The sequence below is a fragment of the Micromonospora sp. NPDC005203 genome, assembly GCF_042872705.1.
In the GTDB taxonomy this organism is placed as follows: Bacteria; Actinomycetota; Actinomycetes; order Mycobacteriales; family Micromonosporaceae; genus Micromonospora.
The window spans coordinates 34,872-51,371 of sequence record NZ_JBIAKV010000006.1; the positions used below are offsets into that span (position 1 = coordinate 34,872).

12 protein-coding genes are annotated in these 16,500 nt (G+C 71.8%); 5 read left to right on the forward strand and 7 right to left on the reverse strand.

The window, feature by feature from the left end:
- Nucleotides 1-29 precede the first annotated feature (29 nt).
- A complete protein-coding gene (locus tag ACFYPM_RS15685) occupies nt 30-800 on the forward strand; it encodes a nucleotidyltransferase domain-containing protein (protein WP_387196535.1) in 771 nt (256 codons plus the stop codon).
- 16 nt (nt 801-816) lie between these two features.
- On the opposite strand, the gene ACFYPM_RS15690 is transcribed toward ACFYPM_RS15685, so the two are convergent.
- Together ACFYPM_RS15690 and ACFYPM_RS15695 are read right to left on the reverse strand one after the other, a co-directional pair.
- On the reverse strand, nt 817-1,353 hold the full coding sequence (locus ACFYPM_RS15690; protein WP_387196537.1) for an N-acetyltransferase: 537 nt from the start codon (nt 1,351-1,353) through the stop codon (nt 817-819).
- A gap of 9 nt (nt 1,354-1,362) precedes the next feature.
- On the reverse strand, nt 1,363-2,580 hold the full coding sequence (locus tag ACFYPM_RS15695; protein WP_387196540.1) for a helix-turn-helix domain-containing protein: 1,218 nt from the start codon (nt 2,578-2,580) through the stop codon (nt 1,363-1,365).
- 222 nt (nt 2,581-2,802) lie between these two features.
- Here ACFYPM_RS15695 and ACFYPM_RS15700 point away from each other — a divergent pair, with 222 nt between their 5' ends.
- Both ACFYPM_RS15700 and ACFYPM_RS15705 read left to right on the forward strand, forming a co-directional pair.
- The gene (locus ACFYPM_RS15700) at nt 2,803-3,063 is read left to right on the forward strand and encodes a hypothetical protein (protein ID WP_387196543.1); all 261 of its coding nucleotides are present in this window, start codon (nt 2,803-2,805) and stop codon (nt 3,061-3,063) included.
- A gap of 143 nt (nt 3,064-3,206) precedes the next feature.
- Nucleotides 3,207-3,386, forward strand: coding sequence for a hypothetical protein (locus ACFYPM_RS15705; protein ID WP_387196546.1), 180 nt, complete (start codon nt 3,207-3,209; stop codon nt 3,384-3,386).
- Between the two features lie 24 nt (nt 3,387-3,410).
- Here the strand turns inward: ACFYPM_RS15705 and ACFYPM_RS15710 are convergent, their stop codons facing one another.
- Nucleotides 3,411-4,805: a dihydrolipoyl dehydrogenase family protein gene (locus ACFYPM_RS15710; RefSeq protein WP_387196549.1), complete on the reverse strand. Its 1,395-nt coding sequence runs from the start codon at nt 4,803-4,805 to the stop codon at nt 3,411-3,413.
- 217 nt (nt 4,806-5,022) lie between these two features.
- On the opposite strand from ACFYPM_RS15710, the gene ACFYPM_RS15715 reads away from it, so the two are divergent.
- Complete coding sequence (locus ACFYPM_RS15715) at nt 5,023-6,345, forward strand: alpha/beta fold hydrolase (protein WP_387196552.1); 1,323 nt, start codon at nt 5,023-5,025, stop codon at nt 6,343-6,345.
- A 32-nt stretch (nt 6,346-6,377) separates the two neighbouring features.
- Here the strand turns inward: ACFYPM_RS15715 and ACFYPM_RS15720 are convergent, their stop codons facing one another.
- The 3 genes from ACFYPM_RS15720 to ACFYPM_RS15730 form a co-directional block, all read right to left on the reverse strand.
- Nucleotides 6,378-7,109 carry a class I SAM-dependent methyltransferase gene (locus tag ACFYPM_RS15720; RefSeq protein ID WP_387196555.1) on the reverse strand — a complete coding sequence of 244 codons (732 nt, stop codon included), beginning with the start codon at nt 7,107-7,109 and terminating at the stop codon, nt 6,378-6,380.
- A 121-nt stretch (nt 7,110-7,230) separates the two neighbouring features.
- On the reverse strand, nt 7,231-8,940 hold the full coding sequence (locus tag ACFYPM_RS15725) for a DivIVA domain-containing protein (protein ID WP_387196558.1): 1,710 nt from the start codon (nt 8,938-8,940) through the stop codon (nt 7,231-7,233).
- 241 nt (nt 8,941-9,181) lie between these two features.
- Nucleotides 9,182-10,756 (reverse strand): FAD-dependent oxidoreductase, encoded by a 1,575-nt coding sequence (locus ACFYPM_RS15730; RefSeq protein ID WP_387196561.1) that lies wholly within the window; start codon nt 10,754-10,756, stop codon nt 9,182-9,184.
- A gap of 76 nt (nt 10,757-10,832) precedes the next feature.
- On the opposite strand from ACFYPM_RS15730, the gene ACFYPM_RS15735 reads away from it, so the two are divergent.
- Nucleotides 10,833-11,411 carry a helix-turn-helix domain-containing protein gene (locus ACFYPM_RS15735; RefSeq protein WP_357253236.1) on the forward strand — a complete coding sequence of 193 codons (579 nt, stop codon included), beginning with the start codon at nt 10,833-10,835 and terminating at the stop codon, nt 11,409-11,411.
- Nucleotides 11,412-11,581: 170 nt separating this feature from the next.
- On the opposite strand, the gene ACFYPM_RS15740 is transcribed toward ACFYPM_RS15735, so the two are convergent.
- Complete coding sequence (locus tag ACFYPM_RS15740) at nt 11,582-16,378, reverse strand: collagen-binding domain-containing protein (RefSeq protein WP_387196564.1); 4,797 nt, start codon at nt 16,376-16,378, stop codon at nt 11,582-11,584.
- Between the last annotated feature and the right edge of the window lie 122 nt (nt 16,379-16,500).

Sequence of the window (16,500 nt, forward strand, 5' to 3'; positions counted from 1 at the left end):
CGGCTCCGACCAGTGCGCCATGATGACCCGTGGACAATGATCTTCAGCACTACCTCGACGGCCTGGTCGCCGCCGCCCGCGACGTGCTCGGAGCCGACCTGGTCGGCGCGTACGCGGCCGGTTCGGTGGGGCTCGGCGCGTACCAGGCCGGCCGCAGCGACGTGGACGTGGCGGTGGTCAGCGCCGGGCCGCTCAGCGACGCCACCAAACGGACGTTGGTCGCCCGGCTGCGGCACGAAGCCCTGCCCTGCCCGGCGCGCGGGCTGGAGCTGGTCGCCTACCGGCGTGCGGTGGCCGCCTCCGGGACGCCCGAGCCGGGCTTCGAGGTCGAGCTGAACACCGGCTCCGACATGCCGTTCCGGTGCACCCTCGACCCCGCCGACCGGCCAGCCGCCGACGGCCGCTTCTGGTACGGGCTGGACCGCAGCATCCTGCACCAGAGCGGACTGCCACTGCTCGGCCCGCCGGCGAAAGAGGTCTTCGCCGATCTCGCCCCCGCCGACCTGCGCCGGCTGCTCGTCGACGCGCTCACCTGGTGGCTGGCCCTGCCGACACCGCCGGACGACAAACCCGCGCCCGGCACGCAGGACGCCGTGCTCGGCGCCTGCCGGTCGCTGGTGCGCCACCGCGACGGCGTCTGGCTGGCCAAGGTCGCGGCCGGCCAGCGGCTGATCGACGCCGGCGACCCGGCCGAGGTGATCCGTCAGGCGGTCGCCGCACGCCACGACGGCCCGCCACCCACCGGGGCGCAGGCCCGCGCCTTCCAACAACGGGTACGCGACGAGATCGCCGCCGCATAGGCGGGTCTTGCGGCACTCAACGGTCCGTCTCCGTTCCAAGGTCGAGGACCAGCAGGTGCATGGGTGGACCCCACGGCAGGCTCGATGTGCCGACCTGCCGCCACCCGTTGCGCGCGTACACCTCCCGTGCCCGGGAACGGGGGTCGGAGGCGAGGGTGGCGTACCGCTCCGGCCGGTCGGCGAGCAGCCGGCGCATCAGCTCCGCGCCAATCCGCTCGCCACGGCGCAGCGGGTGGACGATCCACTCCATGACGGCCAGCTTCGACGCCGCACGGATGGGGGTGGGCGGCTCGGCGTCGGCGCGGGACCACCAGTCCCCGGCCCGCATGGTCCACCCGTACGCGGCACCGACCAGCGAGGAGCCCTGCGCGACTGTGACGAGGGTGAAACCGAGCCGGACGGCCTCGCCGGGCAGGCGCTCGCGGAAACGGGACACCTGGTCGGGCCCCTCTTCGTACGGCGGCTCGGCGTAGACGCACTCGTACAGGTCGACAAGTGCTCCGAAGAGGCGCGCCGCGTCGTGGCCGTGGCTGGTCGTGTAGGTCAGGGCCATGCCCGGATGCTAGACGCGTACCCGCTCCATCAACTCGCCGTACACCGGGCGGTGCCGCTCGGTCTCGGGGACGGCGTCGGCAACCTGTCGTGCGACTGCCCGGACGATTTCGTTGTGCTGATCGGCGGGTAGGTGGTCGAGCAGGTCTGCCGCGAGGCGTAACCCGTCGGGGATGGACCCGCTGCGGCACAACGCGGCTGCCTGGTGCAGTTGCACCTGCGTGCGTAGCCGACGCTGCGACGGCGGGTACAGCTCCAGGGCGCGCTGCTGTGCGACCGCAGCCGCCCGCTGCTCACCGGCGTGGGTGTACACCCACGACTCGGTATGCCGCAGCCGGTGCTCCGGCCACCCCCACAGCGACTCCACCTCGGCGGTGACGGCGGCGGGCAGAGCTTCCACCTGCTCGGCGAGGGACCGCACGGAGGCCACCGCGTCCGGATGTCGACCAGCCAGCGAGAGTGCCTGCGCCCGGCCGGCGAGCAGCCCGCAGATAGCTGCCGAAGACCTGCCGTCGATCAGTGGTAGGACCTGATCGGCCAGCGCCACCACGCTGGCCGGCGTCCGACCGTCGTAACAACCGTTCACCACGTCCCAGGCCCGGGTGAGGACCCGGGTCTCCACGTCGCCGGAACCGTCGGCGAAGCGGTGCGCGCTCGCCCGCCATCTGCCGGCGAGCACGGCCTGCCCGGACGCATTGAGGCGGAGCGCCACGATGACCGCCAGGCGGGCAGCGGCGCGGAGCAGCAATGGCCGGCGGCCCCCACGTTCGGCGGCGATCTGGTGCTGCAACACGGTCAGATCCCGTCCAAGTTGGGTCACAAGCTCGTCGTGCGGACGACGGTAGTAGCCGTGGCCGTAGTCTGCGACGATCTCAGTCCATTCATCGAAGCCGAGATCAGCGGCGGTGCCGAGCCCCTGCCGCAGGGTTTCCCAGTCGACGAGCCGATCCACGGCGGGTGCCGCAGCGAGCGCGCCCATCGCCTGGAGGATCGTTCTTCTGCCCATGTCGCGCTCGGCTGGCGGCCTTGTCGCGTATTCCGTTTCCAGCGCACCGCCAGCCGACAGCGCGCGGTCGTAGGCGGCCACCACCACGGCGTTGGCGGGTCGGTCGCCGCGTTCGATCTGGCCGAGGTAGCCGAAGTCGTACGCCGTCAGCTCGGCGAACTTCCGTAGCGACCAGCCGGCAGCCTTACGGTGCTGCCTGAGGGTGTTGCCGAAACCGTCCATGTCGCCCTCCGGCGTGTGTGCTGCTGTGTGGGCCCACTGCTCACGGCTGCCACAACGCTCAGCGTAGCGGCCATGCTACCTAAGTCGGTCGATCTTCGGTCGGCTCGAATGGGCGCGGCGGATCGCTGCCGGACGGGGCGTGATCTGTCGTAGCCGCTGGTTGTGGTGGCCGACGGGGTTCGTGTTCTTGTCGGCCACCACGCAACCCTTGGGGTGGACGCGATGTGCCGATCAAGCGAGGTCCCCGCCGGAACGAAGCTGTTCTTGCTGGCCGGGGAGTGGTTCCCCGAGCCCACCACAGCCGCGCGGTGGGACGAACTCGTGACCGTGGTGGCCATTCGCCCGGACGAGATCAGCGGCCGGGTGTGGGTCCAGGGCCACGCGTGCGTGCGGCACGACCCACCTGACTGCGGCACCGGATCCTGCTTCGAGCACCAGGTGCTCGCCTCGGCCATCCGGGCGAACCTCGCCGGTCAACGGTGAGCGCTCGACCCGTACACCTGTCTGGTCGGCAGCCCGATGGTCCGGCGGCGGACGGCGAAACACCGCACATCCCGCTGCGCCCCCTGTGGTCTTGCCGGGCAGACGGACAACACTGGCCCTGCCGCGAGGCACGGCTGCGGCTCATGGCCGAGTTCGGCGGCAACCCGTCGGGGTTGACCATCTATCTGGCCACCATGTTCTGCGAGGCCGCCCAGGACATCCACCATCTGGACCCGTCGAACGGACCCAGCCCGCGCGAGTTGTTCGACCGTTTCGTGGGCTGGGCTCGAAGGGGCAAGCCGCCGGATAGGCAAGCTGTGTGAGCGCTCCGACGGAAGGCGCGGCGCTCAGCGGACCGGGCGGGACGTGAGCGAGGCGAAGAGCAGGTTGAGCCCCTCGGTCATGGTCGGGTGGGTGATGATCGCGTCGCGCAGGGCGGTCCACGGCATTCCGGCGAGCATGGCCAGCTGCACCGAGGTGATCACCTCTCCGGCCTCGGCGCCGAGCAGCGCCGCGCCGAGGATCCGGTCGGTGCTGGTGTCGATGACCGCCTTCCACATGCCCTCGGTCTGGCGCAGGGTGCGAGCCCGGGGGATCGCGGAGACCGGCAGGTGGGCGACCTGGATGTCGTGACCGGCGCGGCGCGCCTCGGTCTCGGTGAGCCCGACCCGGGCCAGCTCCGGTGTGGTGAAGACGGTGTACGGGATCAGCCGGTCGGCGGTGCTGCGTTCCCCACCCGCGAGGTTGGCGCGGATGATCCGGTAGTCGTCCAGCGAGACGTGGGTGAACTGCGGGCTGCCGGCGACGTCGCCGGCCGCCCAGGTCCGCTCGGCGCTGGTGCGCAGGTGCTCGTCGACGAGCACGAAGCCGCGCTCGTCGCGGCGTACGCCGGCCGCGTCCAAGTCGAGGGAGTCGGTGACCGGTTCCCGGCCGGCCGCCACCAGCACGTCGTCCCCGGTCACCAGGCTGCCGTCGTCAAGTGTCACCCGGAGCGTGCCGTCGACGTCCCGGTCGACGCGGGCGACGGCGATGCCGACGCGGACGTCGATGCCGTCGTCCAGGAAGACGCGCAGCACCGCGTCGCTCACGTCGGGATCCTCCCGGGGGAGCAGCCTCGGGCCGCCCTCGACAAGCGTCACCGCGCTGCCGAACGACGCGAACATCTGCGCGAACTCCACCCCGACGGTGCCGCCGCCGAGCACCACCAGCCGGGCCGGCAGCCGATCCAGGCGCAGCAGCTCGTCGCTTGTCAGCACCCCGGCCTCGGCCATCCCGGGCACCGAGGGCAGATGCGGACGCGTACCCGTGTTGATCACCACGTCGTCGCCGCGCAGCAGCCGCTCACCGCCGTCGGCGAGGGACACCCGCACGGTCCGGGGGCCGACGAACCGGGCCTCGCCGACCACCAGGTGCAGGCCGGAGTCGAGGAACTGCTGCCGGTTGGCGGCCACCATCCCCTCGACCACGTCCTGCTTGTGCGCGCGCAGCAGGTCAACGTCGACCCGGCCGCCGTCGACCGTCAGGCCGAGCGCGGACGCGTCACGGAGCAGGCGCGCCGCCCGTGCGCTGGTCACCAGGGCCTTCGTCGGGATGCACGCGACGTTGATGCAGCTGCCGCCGATCATGCCCCGTTCGACCGTGGCGACCCGTTGCCCGGAGCGGGCGACGTCCATGCTCAACGTCTTCCCGGCCTTGCCGCCGCCCACGACGAGCAGGTCGAACTCCTCCGCTTGGTCGGTCACCGGGCGCTCCTCTCGGTCACCGGGCAGGCCGGCGGCCACGGCTGGTGCGCGGCGGCCAGCCCAGCCTGCCAGTTCCGAGCAGGCCGGCGACCCTGTTCCGCGCAGAATCGTCCCAGGTCAGCCCATGTCGATGGGCGAGATTTCGCGGGTTCGCCGGGCAGGTCGAGCCGACCTCGCGGAAAGCGCAAGCCACGCCGGCCGCCATAGGGTGTCGCCCATGGGCCTGGTCGTGCGCACTGACGACAACCGCCACCTGTGGGCCGAACAGTCCGGCACCGGGCCGCCGCTGGTGCTCTGTCACGGTGGTCCGGGCCTGTGGGACTATTTCGGCCCGGTCGCCCGGCTGCTCGACGACCGTGTCCGCACCATCCGATGGGACCAGCGCGGCTGCGGACGCTCGCAGCGATGCGGGCCGTACGCCGTCGCCCGCTCCGTGGCCGACCTCGACGCGGTACGCGACCAACTGGTCGGACCACGAATGGCCCTGCTCGGCCACTCGTGGGGAGCGCACCTGGCGCTGCGGTACGCCATCGAACACCCCGAACGGGTCAGCCATCTGATCTACGTGTCCGGGACCGGCATCGACCCCGATCGCGGCTGGCACCCGCACTACAAGCGGAATCTGAGGCTGCGGCTCGGGCAGCATCTAAACCGGTGGGAAACGCTCGGTGCCCGCACCCGCACGCCCGAGGAGGAGCGCGAATGGGCGGTCCTGCAATGGTCGGCCGACGTCGCCGACCACGCCGACGCGCTGCGGCACGCCGAACGCATGGCCACCCCGTGGCTGGGCATCAACAACGACTGCAACCGGACCATCAACGCCGAGGTCAAGCAGGAACTCCGCCACGACGCTCTGGTGGCGCGGTGCCGTGCGCTCGACCTGCCCGTGCTGATCATCGACGGCACCGAGGACATCCGTCCCCGCTGGGCCGTCGACTCGCTGCACCAGGCATTGACCGACAGCCACCGCGTGAGCCTCGTCGGATCCGGCCACCTGCCGTGGGTCGAGAACCCTGACGGTTTTCGCGAAGCGGTGACCAACTTCCTGGCGTACCGCGGTCGCCAGAGCCCCGACGTCCCACTGTCGTTGCGGGCACGGGTCCGCCACGAGTCGGACCGCTCCTACGCGGTGCTTGTCCAGGGACCCGCCGGGGAGGTGCAGGTCGGCGTCACCCGCTGCACGAGGGAGGTGCGCACGGTGGCCCGCGAGGGCGCGGCGCGCCTGTTCGACGTGCCGACGGATCGGATCGCCGACCAGCACCTGGAGGTGGAGATCCCGCAGCCGCCGTACGGGCGCGACGGGCAGTGGGTGCGGATCGTCTCGGCCGGTGCGTCCACCGCCGCGGACGACCTCGCCGACCTCGGGGTAGCGGGGCAGGCGCACTGGTTCGGGCACGAGGGCGCCTGGTTCGTCACGGTGGCCGGCTCCGGCACCGCCATCCACCCCAGCGAGCACCTCGACTTCAGTCCCGTCCTCACCGCCGCGGAGGTCGCGGAGCTGCGGAGCTATCTGGCTCGGTCAGCCCAACCTCCCTCGTGAGGCCGGGCGTCGGCCTGCGGCCGGGGTGCGGCTCAGCGGAGCACCAGCAGGTCCAGCGCGTCGATGACCGGGCCGGACGGCGTTCGCGCGGCGGCGTTCAACCGGGCGACGCCTGCCGCGTACGCCTCGTCGCTGATCAACTGCAGCGGAGTGTGCGCTTCGCGGCGAAGTCCGGCGGCGGCGTCGGCGATCGACGGGGCAGTCACCTGCGCGACCGGTTCGCAGCCCGCGATCGTGAACCCGGCGGTGGCGAACGCGGCCTCGACGTCGGCGATGCTCGGGTAGGTGTCCAGCACCGCGACGGCCTCCGGGAACCAGTGGAACAGGCTGATCGCCTCGTGCCGACCGGCGAACGCGGACCGGATCAGCACCGGCGCGCCCGGTTTCAGCACCCGCCGGATCTCTCGGGCAGCCGCAGCGAGGTCGGGTACATGGTGGAGCACGGTGGAGAGCCAGACCCCGTCGAGGCTTGCGTCCCGCAACGGCAGGTCGTCGGCGGCCCCCGGCACGACCGGCTGGAACACCGCACACTCGCGCATGGCCGCCGAGGGGTCCACCGCCACGACGCCCAGCTCGGGCCACCAGGTGCGGAACGCGTATGCCCAACTGCCGGTGCCGCAGCCGAGGTCGAGCAGGCGCATCCCGGGCCGGGGCGCGAAGTACCGGCTGATCGCCGTACGCCAGGTCCCGAGATCGTCGTCCCGCAGGTGCCGGGTCGCCTGGAAGGCGGCCGCGTCCACGCCGTCGTACGCAATCAGAGCCATGCGCCTACCCAACGCGGCACACCGTGCGGCGAGCAAGAGAACGAGCGCCGACTCACACGGCCACCGGACCGTCCCGGGCCCGTGCGAGTTCGCTCCGGGCCCGGGACGACGGTGGCCGAGGTCAGTGCCGGGCCGCTCCGTTCTCGCTGATCGGCTGCCCGAAGGCGAGGAACGGCACGGGCGTCGGGGCGTCCGGCCGGGTGAAGATCCGCTCGGGCTCCTGGAGGTGCCCGTCCTGGCCGGCCGTCCGGTCGGCGGAGGCGGCCACCGGCTCGTCCACCGTGATCGGCCGGTCGGAGCGCTCACCCTCGGACGGGTCGGCATCGGACCGGTCGGCACCGGGCGGGTTGGCATCGGACCGGTCGGCACTGGACCGGTCGGCCCTCGACTGATCGGTAACGGACTGGTCGTCGCCGCGTTGGTCGCCGTCGGCCCGCCCGCCACCGTCCCGATCGACGAAGGGCCGATCGACGAAGGGCCGGTCGACGAGGGGCCGGTCGACGAGGGGCCGGTCGACGAGGGGCCGGTCGGTGCTCGGCCGGTCGAGGTGGGACCGGGCACCCACCATCGGGTACTCGGCGGTCTCCGGACCACCGGCCGCTGCCGCCATGACCGCGGCGCTGGCGAGTTCGGCCACCCGCTTTGCCTCGACCAACACCCGGGCGCGTACCTCCTTGGCGTGCCGCTCGGCGGAGTCGCCGGCGCGACGGGCCTCCTCCAGGCGGGCGCTCTCGGCGGTGAGGTCCCGGCGGACCTCGCTGAGCCGCTGCTGCATCCGCGACAGCTCGTTCTCCAGCGTCTCGCCCTCCTGCTGGATCTCCGCGAGCTGCTGGCGGGCGGTGTCCAGCTCGGCGTGCAGCTCCTCGGCCTCCTGCCGGCGCTCCGCGATGTCCTGCTGGAGGGCCGTGAGTTGCTCCTGGTGACTGGCAGCCTGCTCGTCGGCCCGGTTACGCAACTCGGTGACGTGCTGCTCGGCCTCGGCCAGCAGAGCGGCGATCTGCTGCTCGGTCGCGCTGCGCTGCTCGGCGAGCTCCTGCTCGGTGGCGGCCTGCTGCTCGGCGATGTCCTGCTCGGCGGCGGTCCGCCGCTCGTTGACCTCCCGCTCCACGCTGGCCTGCCACTGGGCCATCTCCTGCTGGTTCTTGGCGCGGGCCGACTGGAGTTCCTGCTGGATCTGGGTACGGGCCGACTTCATCAGCGCGTCGGCGGCGACCCGGGTCTGGTTGAGCTGCTGGGCGCTCTGCTCGGTGATCCGTTTCGCCTCGTGCTGGGCGCGCTCGTGGGCGGCCTCACCGTCGGCGCGCAACTGCTCGGCGTGCTCGCGGATCGCGGTCAACTCGGCCTCGGCCAGCGTGCGCCGCTCCTCGTGCGCCTGCTCCTGTTCGGAACGTCGGGTCGCCAACTCCTCGGACAGGTCCTGCCGTGCCTGCGCGGCCCGCTCCCGGGTGTCGGTGAGGATCCGCTCCGACTCGCTGCGCAGCTCGTTCGCCCGGTCGGTGGCCGACTCGATGATCATCGCGGCCTGCTTGTCCGCGAGCGTCATGATCTCGGCGACCATCGGACCCAGATCGTGGATCGAGGCGCGGTCCACCTGCACTGGTTGCTCCCGCATCTCGGCCAGTTCGGTGCGCAACCGCTGCACCTCGGCGGTCAGCTCCCGGACCCGGACCGCCGAGCGGCCGTGCTCGCCGCTCAGCATCGTGATCTGGCCGTCGAGCTGCTCCAGGTGCCGGTCCACCTGGCGTTTGTCATAGCCGCGCAGGGCGAGCTCGAAGCTCGGCCGCGAGGCCGCATCGTCGCGTGCTGCGTGCGGCTCAGCGCCGATGGACATGCACCATCCTCCGTACGATCGGGGGCGTGCGGGTGGGCGGTCGCCTGCCCCGCGGGCCGTCAGTGTGGCGCAACGCTACCGCCGAGCCCAGCACATGCGAAGTCCCGCCCCACCACGTCTCGTATCGCCGTCCCGTGTCGCTCCGCTCCCGCCTCGATCGCGCAGTGGTGCCGGCTGACATAGGTCGTGGACCACCATCATTCCGGCACCACCACTCCATGATCGACGGGTTTCGGGCGGGCTAGCGGCGGCGGGCCACCAGGACCGCGTCGTGCAGGGTGAGGGGCTCGCCGTCCGGGTCGGTGGCCGGACGGGGGCGGGCCTCGGCGGTCAGCACCTCCCAAACCGTCGGGTCCAGGGTGGCGGCCACGTCCTCCGCGGCGAACATCATGTCCGGCATGTGCATCCGGCGCGCCGACGTCCACAGATCCGACGGGTGGTGCCCGACGATCAGCAGAAGACCTCCCGGCGCCACCGCCTCGGCCAGCCGGGCGAACAACTCCCGCCGCTGCACCGGGGGCAGGTGCATGAACTGCGCGGACACCAGGTCGTACGCCTGCTCGGCGGGTGGCTTGTCGCGGAGGTCGGCGTGGGTGAACTCGATCCGGTCGCCGACGCCGACGGTGTCGGCGTGCGTGGCGGCCCGGCTCAACGCGGTGCTGGAGATGTCCACCGCCGTCACCCGCCAGCCCCGCTCGGCCAGCCACACCGCGTCGCCGCCCTCACCGCTGCCCACGTCCAGCACGCGCCCCGGCGTCAGGTCCGCGACCTCGGCGACCAGTTGCGGGTTGGGTCGGCCGCTCCACACCGAGGGCCGGGACTGGTAGCGCTCCTCCCACGCCGGCTCCTCGAACGCCGTGGCCACCACCTGGCGGTACGCGGTCACCGCCGCACGGGTGTCCTCGGCGATGAGATCGGCGTTGATCGCCGCGGCGGCGGTGAGGCCGGCCGCGGCGGACGTGATCACCTGGCCACGGATGTCGGCCACGTTGCCGGCCACCCAGACGCCCGGGACGCTCGTCGCGCCGGTGGGGTCGGCCGGGATCTGGGCGCCGATGACGTGCTCGCCCATCGTCACCTCCTCCGGCGCGAGGCCCAGCCCCACCAGCAGGCTGGCGCGGGGAGTCAGCCGTGTCGCGACCACCACCGCGTCCAGCGCCACCACCCGGCCGTCGGCCAGCCGTACGCCGGTCAGCTTGTCCTCGGTCACCTCCAGCGCGGCGACCGGACCCGGCACGACCGCGATGCTCCGGGCGGCGAGCCGCTCGGCGGTCTCCGCATCCGGCGCCGCGGCGTCGTGCAGCAGGAGCAGCACGCTGGCACTCCACTGTCGCCACATCTCGGCCTGGTGCACCGCCAGCGGTCCGGTCGCCAGCACGCCGATGCGCCGGTCCCGGACCTCCCAGCCGTGGCAGTACGGGCAGTGCAGCACGTCGCGGCCCCACCGCTCGGCCACGCCGGGCACGTCGGGCAGCTCGTCGGTGAGCCCGGTGGCCACCAGCAGCCGACGGGCCCGCACCGCGCTCCCGTCGTCGAGGTCGAGCCGGAACCCGTCGTCGTCGCGGGTCGCGGCCTCCACCCGTCCGGCGCGGAACCGCCCGCCGTACCCGGCGACCTCGGCCCGGCCGACCGCGAGCAGGTCGCCCGGTGGCGTCCCCTCCCGTCCCAGGTAGTTGTGCACGTGGTCGGCGGGCGCGTTGCGCGGCTCGCCGGCGTCGATCACCAGCACCGAGCGTCGTGCCCGGCTCAGCGCCAGGGCTCCGCTGAGCCCCGCGGCGCCGCCGCCCACCACCACCACGTCGTATGTCTCGTCCACCGTTATCTCCCTCTGCCGTCGTCGGCTGAGCCCACCATCCGTCGTCACCGGCAAGGTGGCAACTAATCTTGCTGTTATGGCAAACGAGGACACTGCCGCGCTGGCGGCCGTCGGCCCACGACTGCGCGCCCTGCGCCACCAACGCGGGACCACCCTGACGCAGCTCGCCGACCTGACCGGCATCTCCGTGAGCACCCTGTCCCGGCTGGAGTCCGGCAGTCGCCGGCCCACCCTGGAGCTGCTGCTCCCGTTGGCGCGTGCCTACCAGGTGGCGTTGGACGAGCTGGTGGACGCGCCGGCCACCGGCGACCCCCGGGTCCGCCCCAAGCCGATCGTCATCCACGGCATCACGTTCCTGCCGCTGACCCGCCGACCGGGGGGCCTGCGGGCGTTCAAACAGATCTTCCCGCCGGATCCGACGGCGGGGGAGCGGACCCCGCAGACCCACGAGGGGTACGAGTGGCTCTACGTGCTCTCCGGCCGGCTGCGCCTGCTGCTCGGCGACCGCGACCTGACCCTGGCCCCGGGCGAGGTGGCCGAGTTCGACACCCGCATCCCGCACCTCGTGCTCAACCCCGGGCCCGGGGTCGCCGAGGCCCTCAGCCTCTTCGGCCCACAGGGGGAGCGATTGCACGTCCGAGCCCGACCCGCGTGATCCACACCCGATCAGTGAATTCGGGGCAGCCAGGTCGCCCGGACACCCCGACGTCAGCGACCTCGTGGTCATCATTCGTGGCCCTGGCCGCCGAGCGAGCCCGCTGGTGGTGACAAGGCGCGAGGGCCGGACCGGTTCCCCTCCGGTCCGACCCTCGCGATCGTTGCGCGCTAGGCGCGGGCCCTACGCTGCCGGACGACCAGCAGCAGAGCGGCGCCGAGGAGCACCGCCAGCACGCCGGCAGCCATCCAAGCGCCCATCGGGAAGGACGTACCGGTCACCGGGAGCTTGCCCTTCACCGGGATGGTGATGGTGGACTCGGGGGAGACCGGCGCCGGCCCGTCCGGCGGGGTGCCGGTCGCGGTCGCCGTGTTGCGCAGCGAGCCGTGGTGGTAGTCGGCCTTGCTGACCGTGTACGTCGCCGTGCAGGTCACGGCAGCGCCGGCGGCCAGCGTGACGGAACCGTTCGGGGCCCGCTCCGGACCGCAGGTGATCGGCCCGAGGTTGGCCGCCGAGGCCGGGGCGGTCAGCGTGTCGGTGATCGTCACACCGGTCAGCGCCACCTGGCCGGTGTTGGTCACCACGAACCGGAACGGCACGTGCTGGCCCGGCCGACTGATCTTGTCGGTGCTGCTGGACTTCACCACGGTGATCGCCGCACCCCGGGTGGCCGTGACCTCGGCGGTGGCCGGTCCGGAGCGTACCGGTCCCGGTGGTTGTTGCCCGGGGATGGTCGGCGGCGTGCCGGCGGCGACGGCGGTGTTGGTGATCCTGCCGGCCCTGATGTCGGCGGCGGTGACGGTGTAGGTCGACGTACAGGTGGTGCTTCCTCCGGCCGGCAGGGTGACGTCGCCGCTGGCCACCGGCGGCGTGCCGCAGGTGATCGCCCCGGGCGTGCCGGTGCCGGAGAACTCGGTCTCGTCGACCGTCACCGCGCTGAGCGAGGTGTTGCCGGTGTTGGTCACCACGAACTGGTACGTGACGGTGTCACCGGCTGCGGACACCACGCTGGGCGTCACCGCCTTGGTGATGGCGATCTCCGGGTGCGGGATCGGAATGTCCAGCGACGACGGCGGGGAGACCGGCGGCGTTCCGACCGGTGGTGTGCCGGTGGCGGTGGCGACGTTGATCAGTGCCGTGCTGGCGAAGTCCTCGGCGCTCACCGTGTAGGTCGCCCGGCACTGGATGTCCGCGCCCGGCGCCAGGGTTACCTCGCCGTTCGGGGTGTTCTGCGGACCGCAGGTGATCGGCCCGAGCCCGTCCCGGTCGGACGGCGGCAGCACCGTGTCGATGATGGTCACGCCGGTGAGCGTGAGGCCACCGGTGTTGACCACCAGGAAGGTGAACGGCACCTGCTGCCCCGGCGCGGTGATCGCCACCGTCGTCGACGACTTGATCACCTCGATGTCGGCGATGAGTCCCGCCTCGGGGATGGTCAGCGTCGAGGGCGGCGAGTTCACCGGCGGCCCGCCGGGTGGCGTCCCGTGTGCGGTGGCGGTGTCGGTGACGCCGCCGTTGTCGAGGTCGGCCTGCGTGACGGTGTACGTGGCGGCGCAGCCGGTGGACTCGCCAGGGGCGAGGGTGGTGGCCGCGCAGGTGATCGGGCCGAGGTTCGCGTTCGACGAGGGCGGTGCCTGCACGTCGGTGACGGTGACGTTGGTCAGGGTGAGCCCGCCGGTGTTGACCACGTGGAACCGGTAGGGCACCTGCTGCCCAACCGCGCCGATCGTGACGGTTTCGGAGACCTTGACCACCGTGATCGCGGCGACCAGTCCGGCTTGCGGGATCGTCAGCGTGGACGGCGGGGAGTCGATGGGAGTGTCACTGCCCGGCGGGTTGCCGTGCGCGGTGGCGACGTCGACGACCGCATTGTTGTCCAGATCGGCCTGGGTGACGGTGTAGGTGGCGGTGCAGGCCGTCACCGCACCGGGTGCGAGCGTGGTCTGTGGACAGGTGGCCGGCCCGAGGTTCGCGTTCGACGAGGGTGGCGTCTGCGCGTCGGTGACGGTGACGTTCGTCAGCGTGACGCCCCCGTTGTTGATGACGAGGAACTGGTAGGGCACCTGCTGCCCGACCGAGGTGATCGACGTGGTGGTGGACGATTTGACCACCGAGATCGACGGCGTGACGTCGGCCGCCGGAATGGTCAGCACGGACTGGTCCGAGTCCACCGGCTCGTCCGTGCCGGTCGGGGTGCCGTGCGCGGTGGCGACGTCGGTCACCTCGTCGTTATCGAGGTCGGCCTGGGTGACGGTGTAGGTGGCGGTGCAGACGGTGGTCTCACCGGGGGCGAGGGTGGTGCTCGCACAGGTGATCGGCCCGAGGTTGGCGTTCGACGACGGTGGTGCCTGCACGTCGGTGACGTTGACGTTGTTCAGGGTGACGCCGCCGGTGTTGGCGACCAGGAACCGGTAGGGCACCTGTTGGCCCACCGAGCTGATGGTCGCGCTGGTCGACGACTTCACCAGCGAGATGGCCGGGAAGACCGCATCGGTGCGGATCGTCAACGTCGACGGCGGCGACTGCACGGGTGGTCTGCCGCCGGGCGGGGTGCCCTGCGCGGTCGCCGTGTCGCGGACCGAGCCGAAGTCCAGGTCGGCCTGGGTGACCGTGTACGTGGCGGTGCAGGCGGTCTGCGCGCCGGGGGCGAGGGTGGTGGCCGCGCAGGTGATCTGCCCCAGGTTGGCGTTGGACGACGGCGGGGTCTGCACGTCGGTGACGCCGACGGTGGTCAGGGTGAACCCGCCGGTGTTGACCACCTGGAACGCGTACGGCACCTGCTGCCCGACGGTGGTGATCGCGGTGGTGGTGGAGGTCTTCACCACCGCGATCGATGCGACCAGGCCGGTCTCCGGCAGGGTCAGCGTCGAGGGCGGTGAGTCCACCGGCGTGCCGCCACCGGGCGGGGTGCCGTGTGCGGTGGCGGTATTGGTGACCCCGTCATTGTCGAGATCGGCCTGCGTGACCGTGTAGGTGGCGGTGCACCCGGTCCGCGCGCCGGGGGCGAGGGTGGTGACGGGACAGGTGATCGGCCCGAGGTTCGCGTTCGACGACGGCGGCGCCTGGACGTCCGTGACGTTGATGTTCGTCAACGTGAGTCCGCCGGTGTTGACCACGTGGAACGAGTACGGCACCTGCTGTCCGACGGTGGTGATCGAGGCGGTGGTGGAGGTCTTCGTCACCGCGATCGACGGCGTCAGACCCGCGTCGGGGATGGTCAGCGTCGAGGGTGGCGAGGTGACCGGGGTGCCACTGGGCGGCGTGCCCTGCGCGGTGGCGGTGTCGGTGACCCCGTTGTTGTCGAGGTCGGCCTGGGTCACCGTGTAGGTGGCGGTGCAGGTGGTGGTCTGGCCGGGGGTCAGCGTGGTCACCGGGCAGGTGATCGGGCCCAGGTTCGTGTTCGACGACGGGGGCGCCTGCACGTCGGTGATGCCGATGTTGGTCAGGGTCAGACCGCCGGTGTTGGCGACCAGGTAGCGGTAGGGCACCTGCTGGCCCACCGAGCCGATCGACGCGGTGATGGACGACTTCACCACGGTGACGGCGGCGGTGAGCCCCTGCGCCGGGATGGTCAGGGTCTCCGGTTCGGAGACCACCGGGGAACCACCTGGCGGAGTGCCCCGGGCGGTGGCCACGTTGGTGACCCCGTTGTTGTCCAGGTCGGCCTGGGTGACGGTGTAGGTGGCGGTGCACGCGGTCCGTGCCCCGGGCGCGAGGCTGGTGACGGCGCAGGTGATGGGGCCCAGGTTGCCGTTCGACGACGGTGGGGTCTGCGTGTCGCTGACCGAGATGTTGGTGAGCGGGACGCCGCCGGTGTTGACCACGTGGAAGGAGTACGGTACCTGCTGGCCGACGCTGGTGATCACCGTGGTGGTCGAGGACTTGACCAGCTCGATGTCCGCCGGGGTGCCACCCGCGCAGGCGAGCGTGGTGCTGAACGGGAAGTAGTGGATCTCGCCGCCGCGGTGGTCCAGCGTACGGGTGATGACGCTGCCCTCGGTGTTGCTGGCCGAGAGGTCGGTGAGGCTGGCGTTGGGGGCGTAGATGGTGCCCTCGACCGTGGCCGCGTTCTGGGTGAGGGTGAGCGCGGTGGCGGTCGGGAAGTTGAACAGGATGTAGCGCGCCTGCGGGCCGCCGATGCCGGAGAAGTTCGCAGCGGTCCAGCCGAAGTCGTTGCCGACACCGCTGGTGTCCACGTTGACCAGCAGCGGAGTGTCCGCGGTGGGCTGGCTGGCGAAGGTCAGCGTCTGAATGTTGTTCAGATCGCTCGCGCTGAGGTTGAGCACGTTCGTCACACCGGGGGTCAGGGTGACCACGGCGTTGCTGCCGGCCGGGATCGGCCGGGGCAGCACGTCGCCGTTCGGTGTTCGCAGCACCACCGTGTTGTCGCAGGTGGCCAGGCCTGCGGTGGTGTCGCGGAAGGTCGTGAAGGCGCCGGCGAAGTTGATCGGCGAGGCGGGCCCGACGCTGGCGACCGGTTGCCGGGTGACCAACTCGACCCGAGGTGCGGCGTCGTAGTTGTCCGAGGGCAGGATCCGGGTGTTGACCTGGGCGCCGTTGTTGTCGGTGTCCCGGACGAACGTGCCGGTCAGGTTGGCGACCTTGGCGTACCCGCTGTTGAGCACCTGGAGCCGGCTGCCGCCGACGCTGCCGGCGAAGTTCACCCGTCCACCCACGACCAGCGCGGTCGGGTTGGCGTCGCCCGGCACGACGAACGCCCCGGCGCTTGCCCCGGCGAGCTGGTAGTTGCCGAAGGTGAGGTCACCACCGACGGCGAGGGTGCCCTCGTTCTCGTCGTTGACCACACCGGCGTTGCCTTCGGTCATCACCCCGAAGCTCAGCGCCGCGGCGACCGGGTTGACCGGCCCGATGTCCTCGGCCGCGACAAGTCGCTGGTTCGGCGGGGGTTCGGCCGGCGTCGGGGCCAGCAGACCGTTGACGGCGAGTACGCCCGCCACGGCGACCATGGACGCCGCCTGTGACCTGCGGTTACCCCACCAGGAAATCCTCATCACGCCCCCGTTGGTTCGAATGTGCCAGGGGAGCCTATCGGGGTAAAAGTGCAGTTAATGGGCTTTTGTCCGTTTAG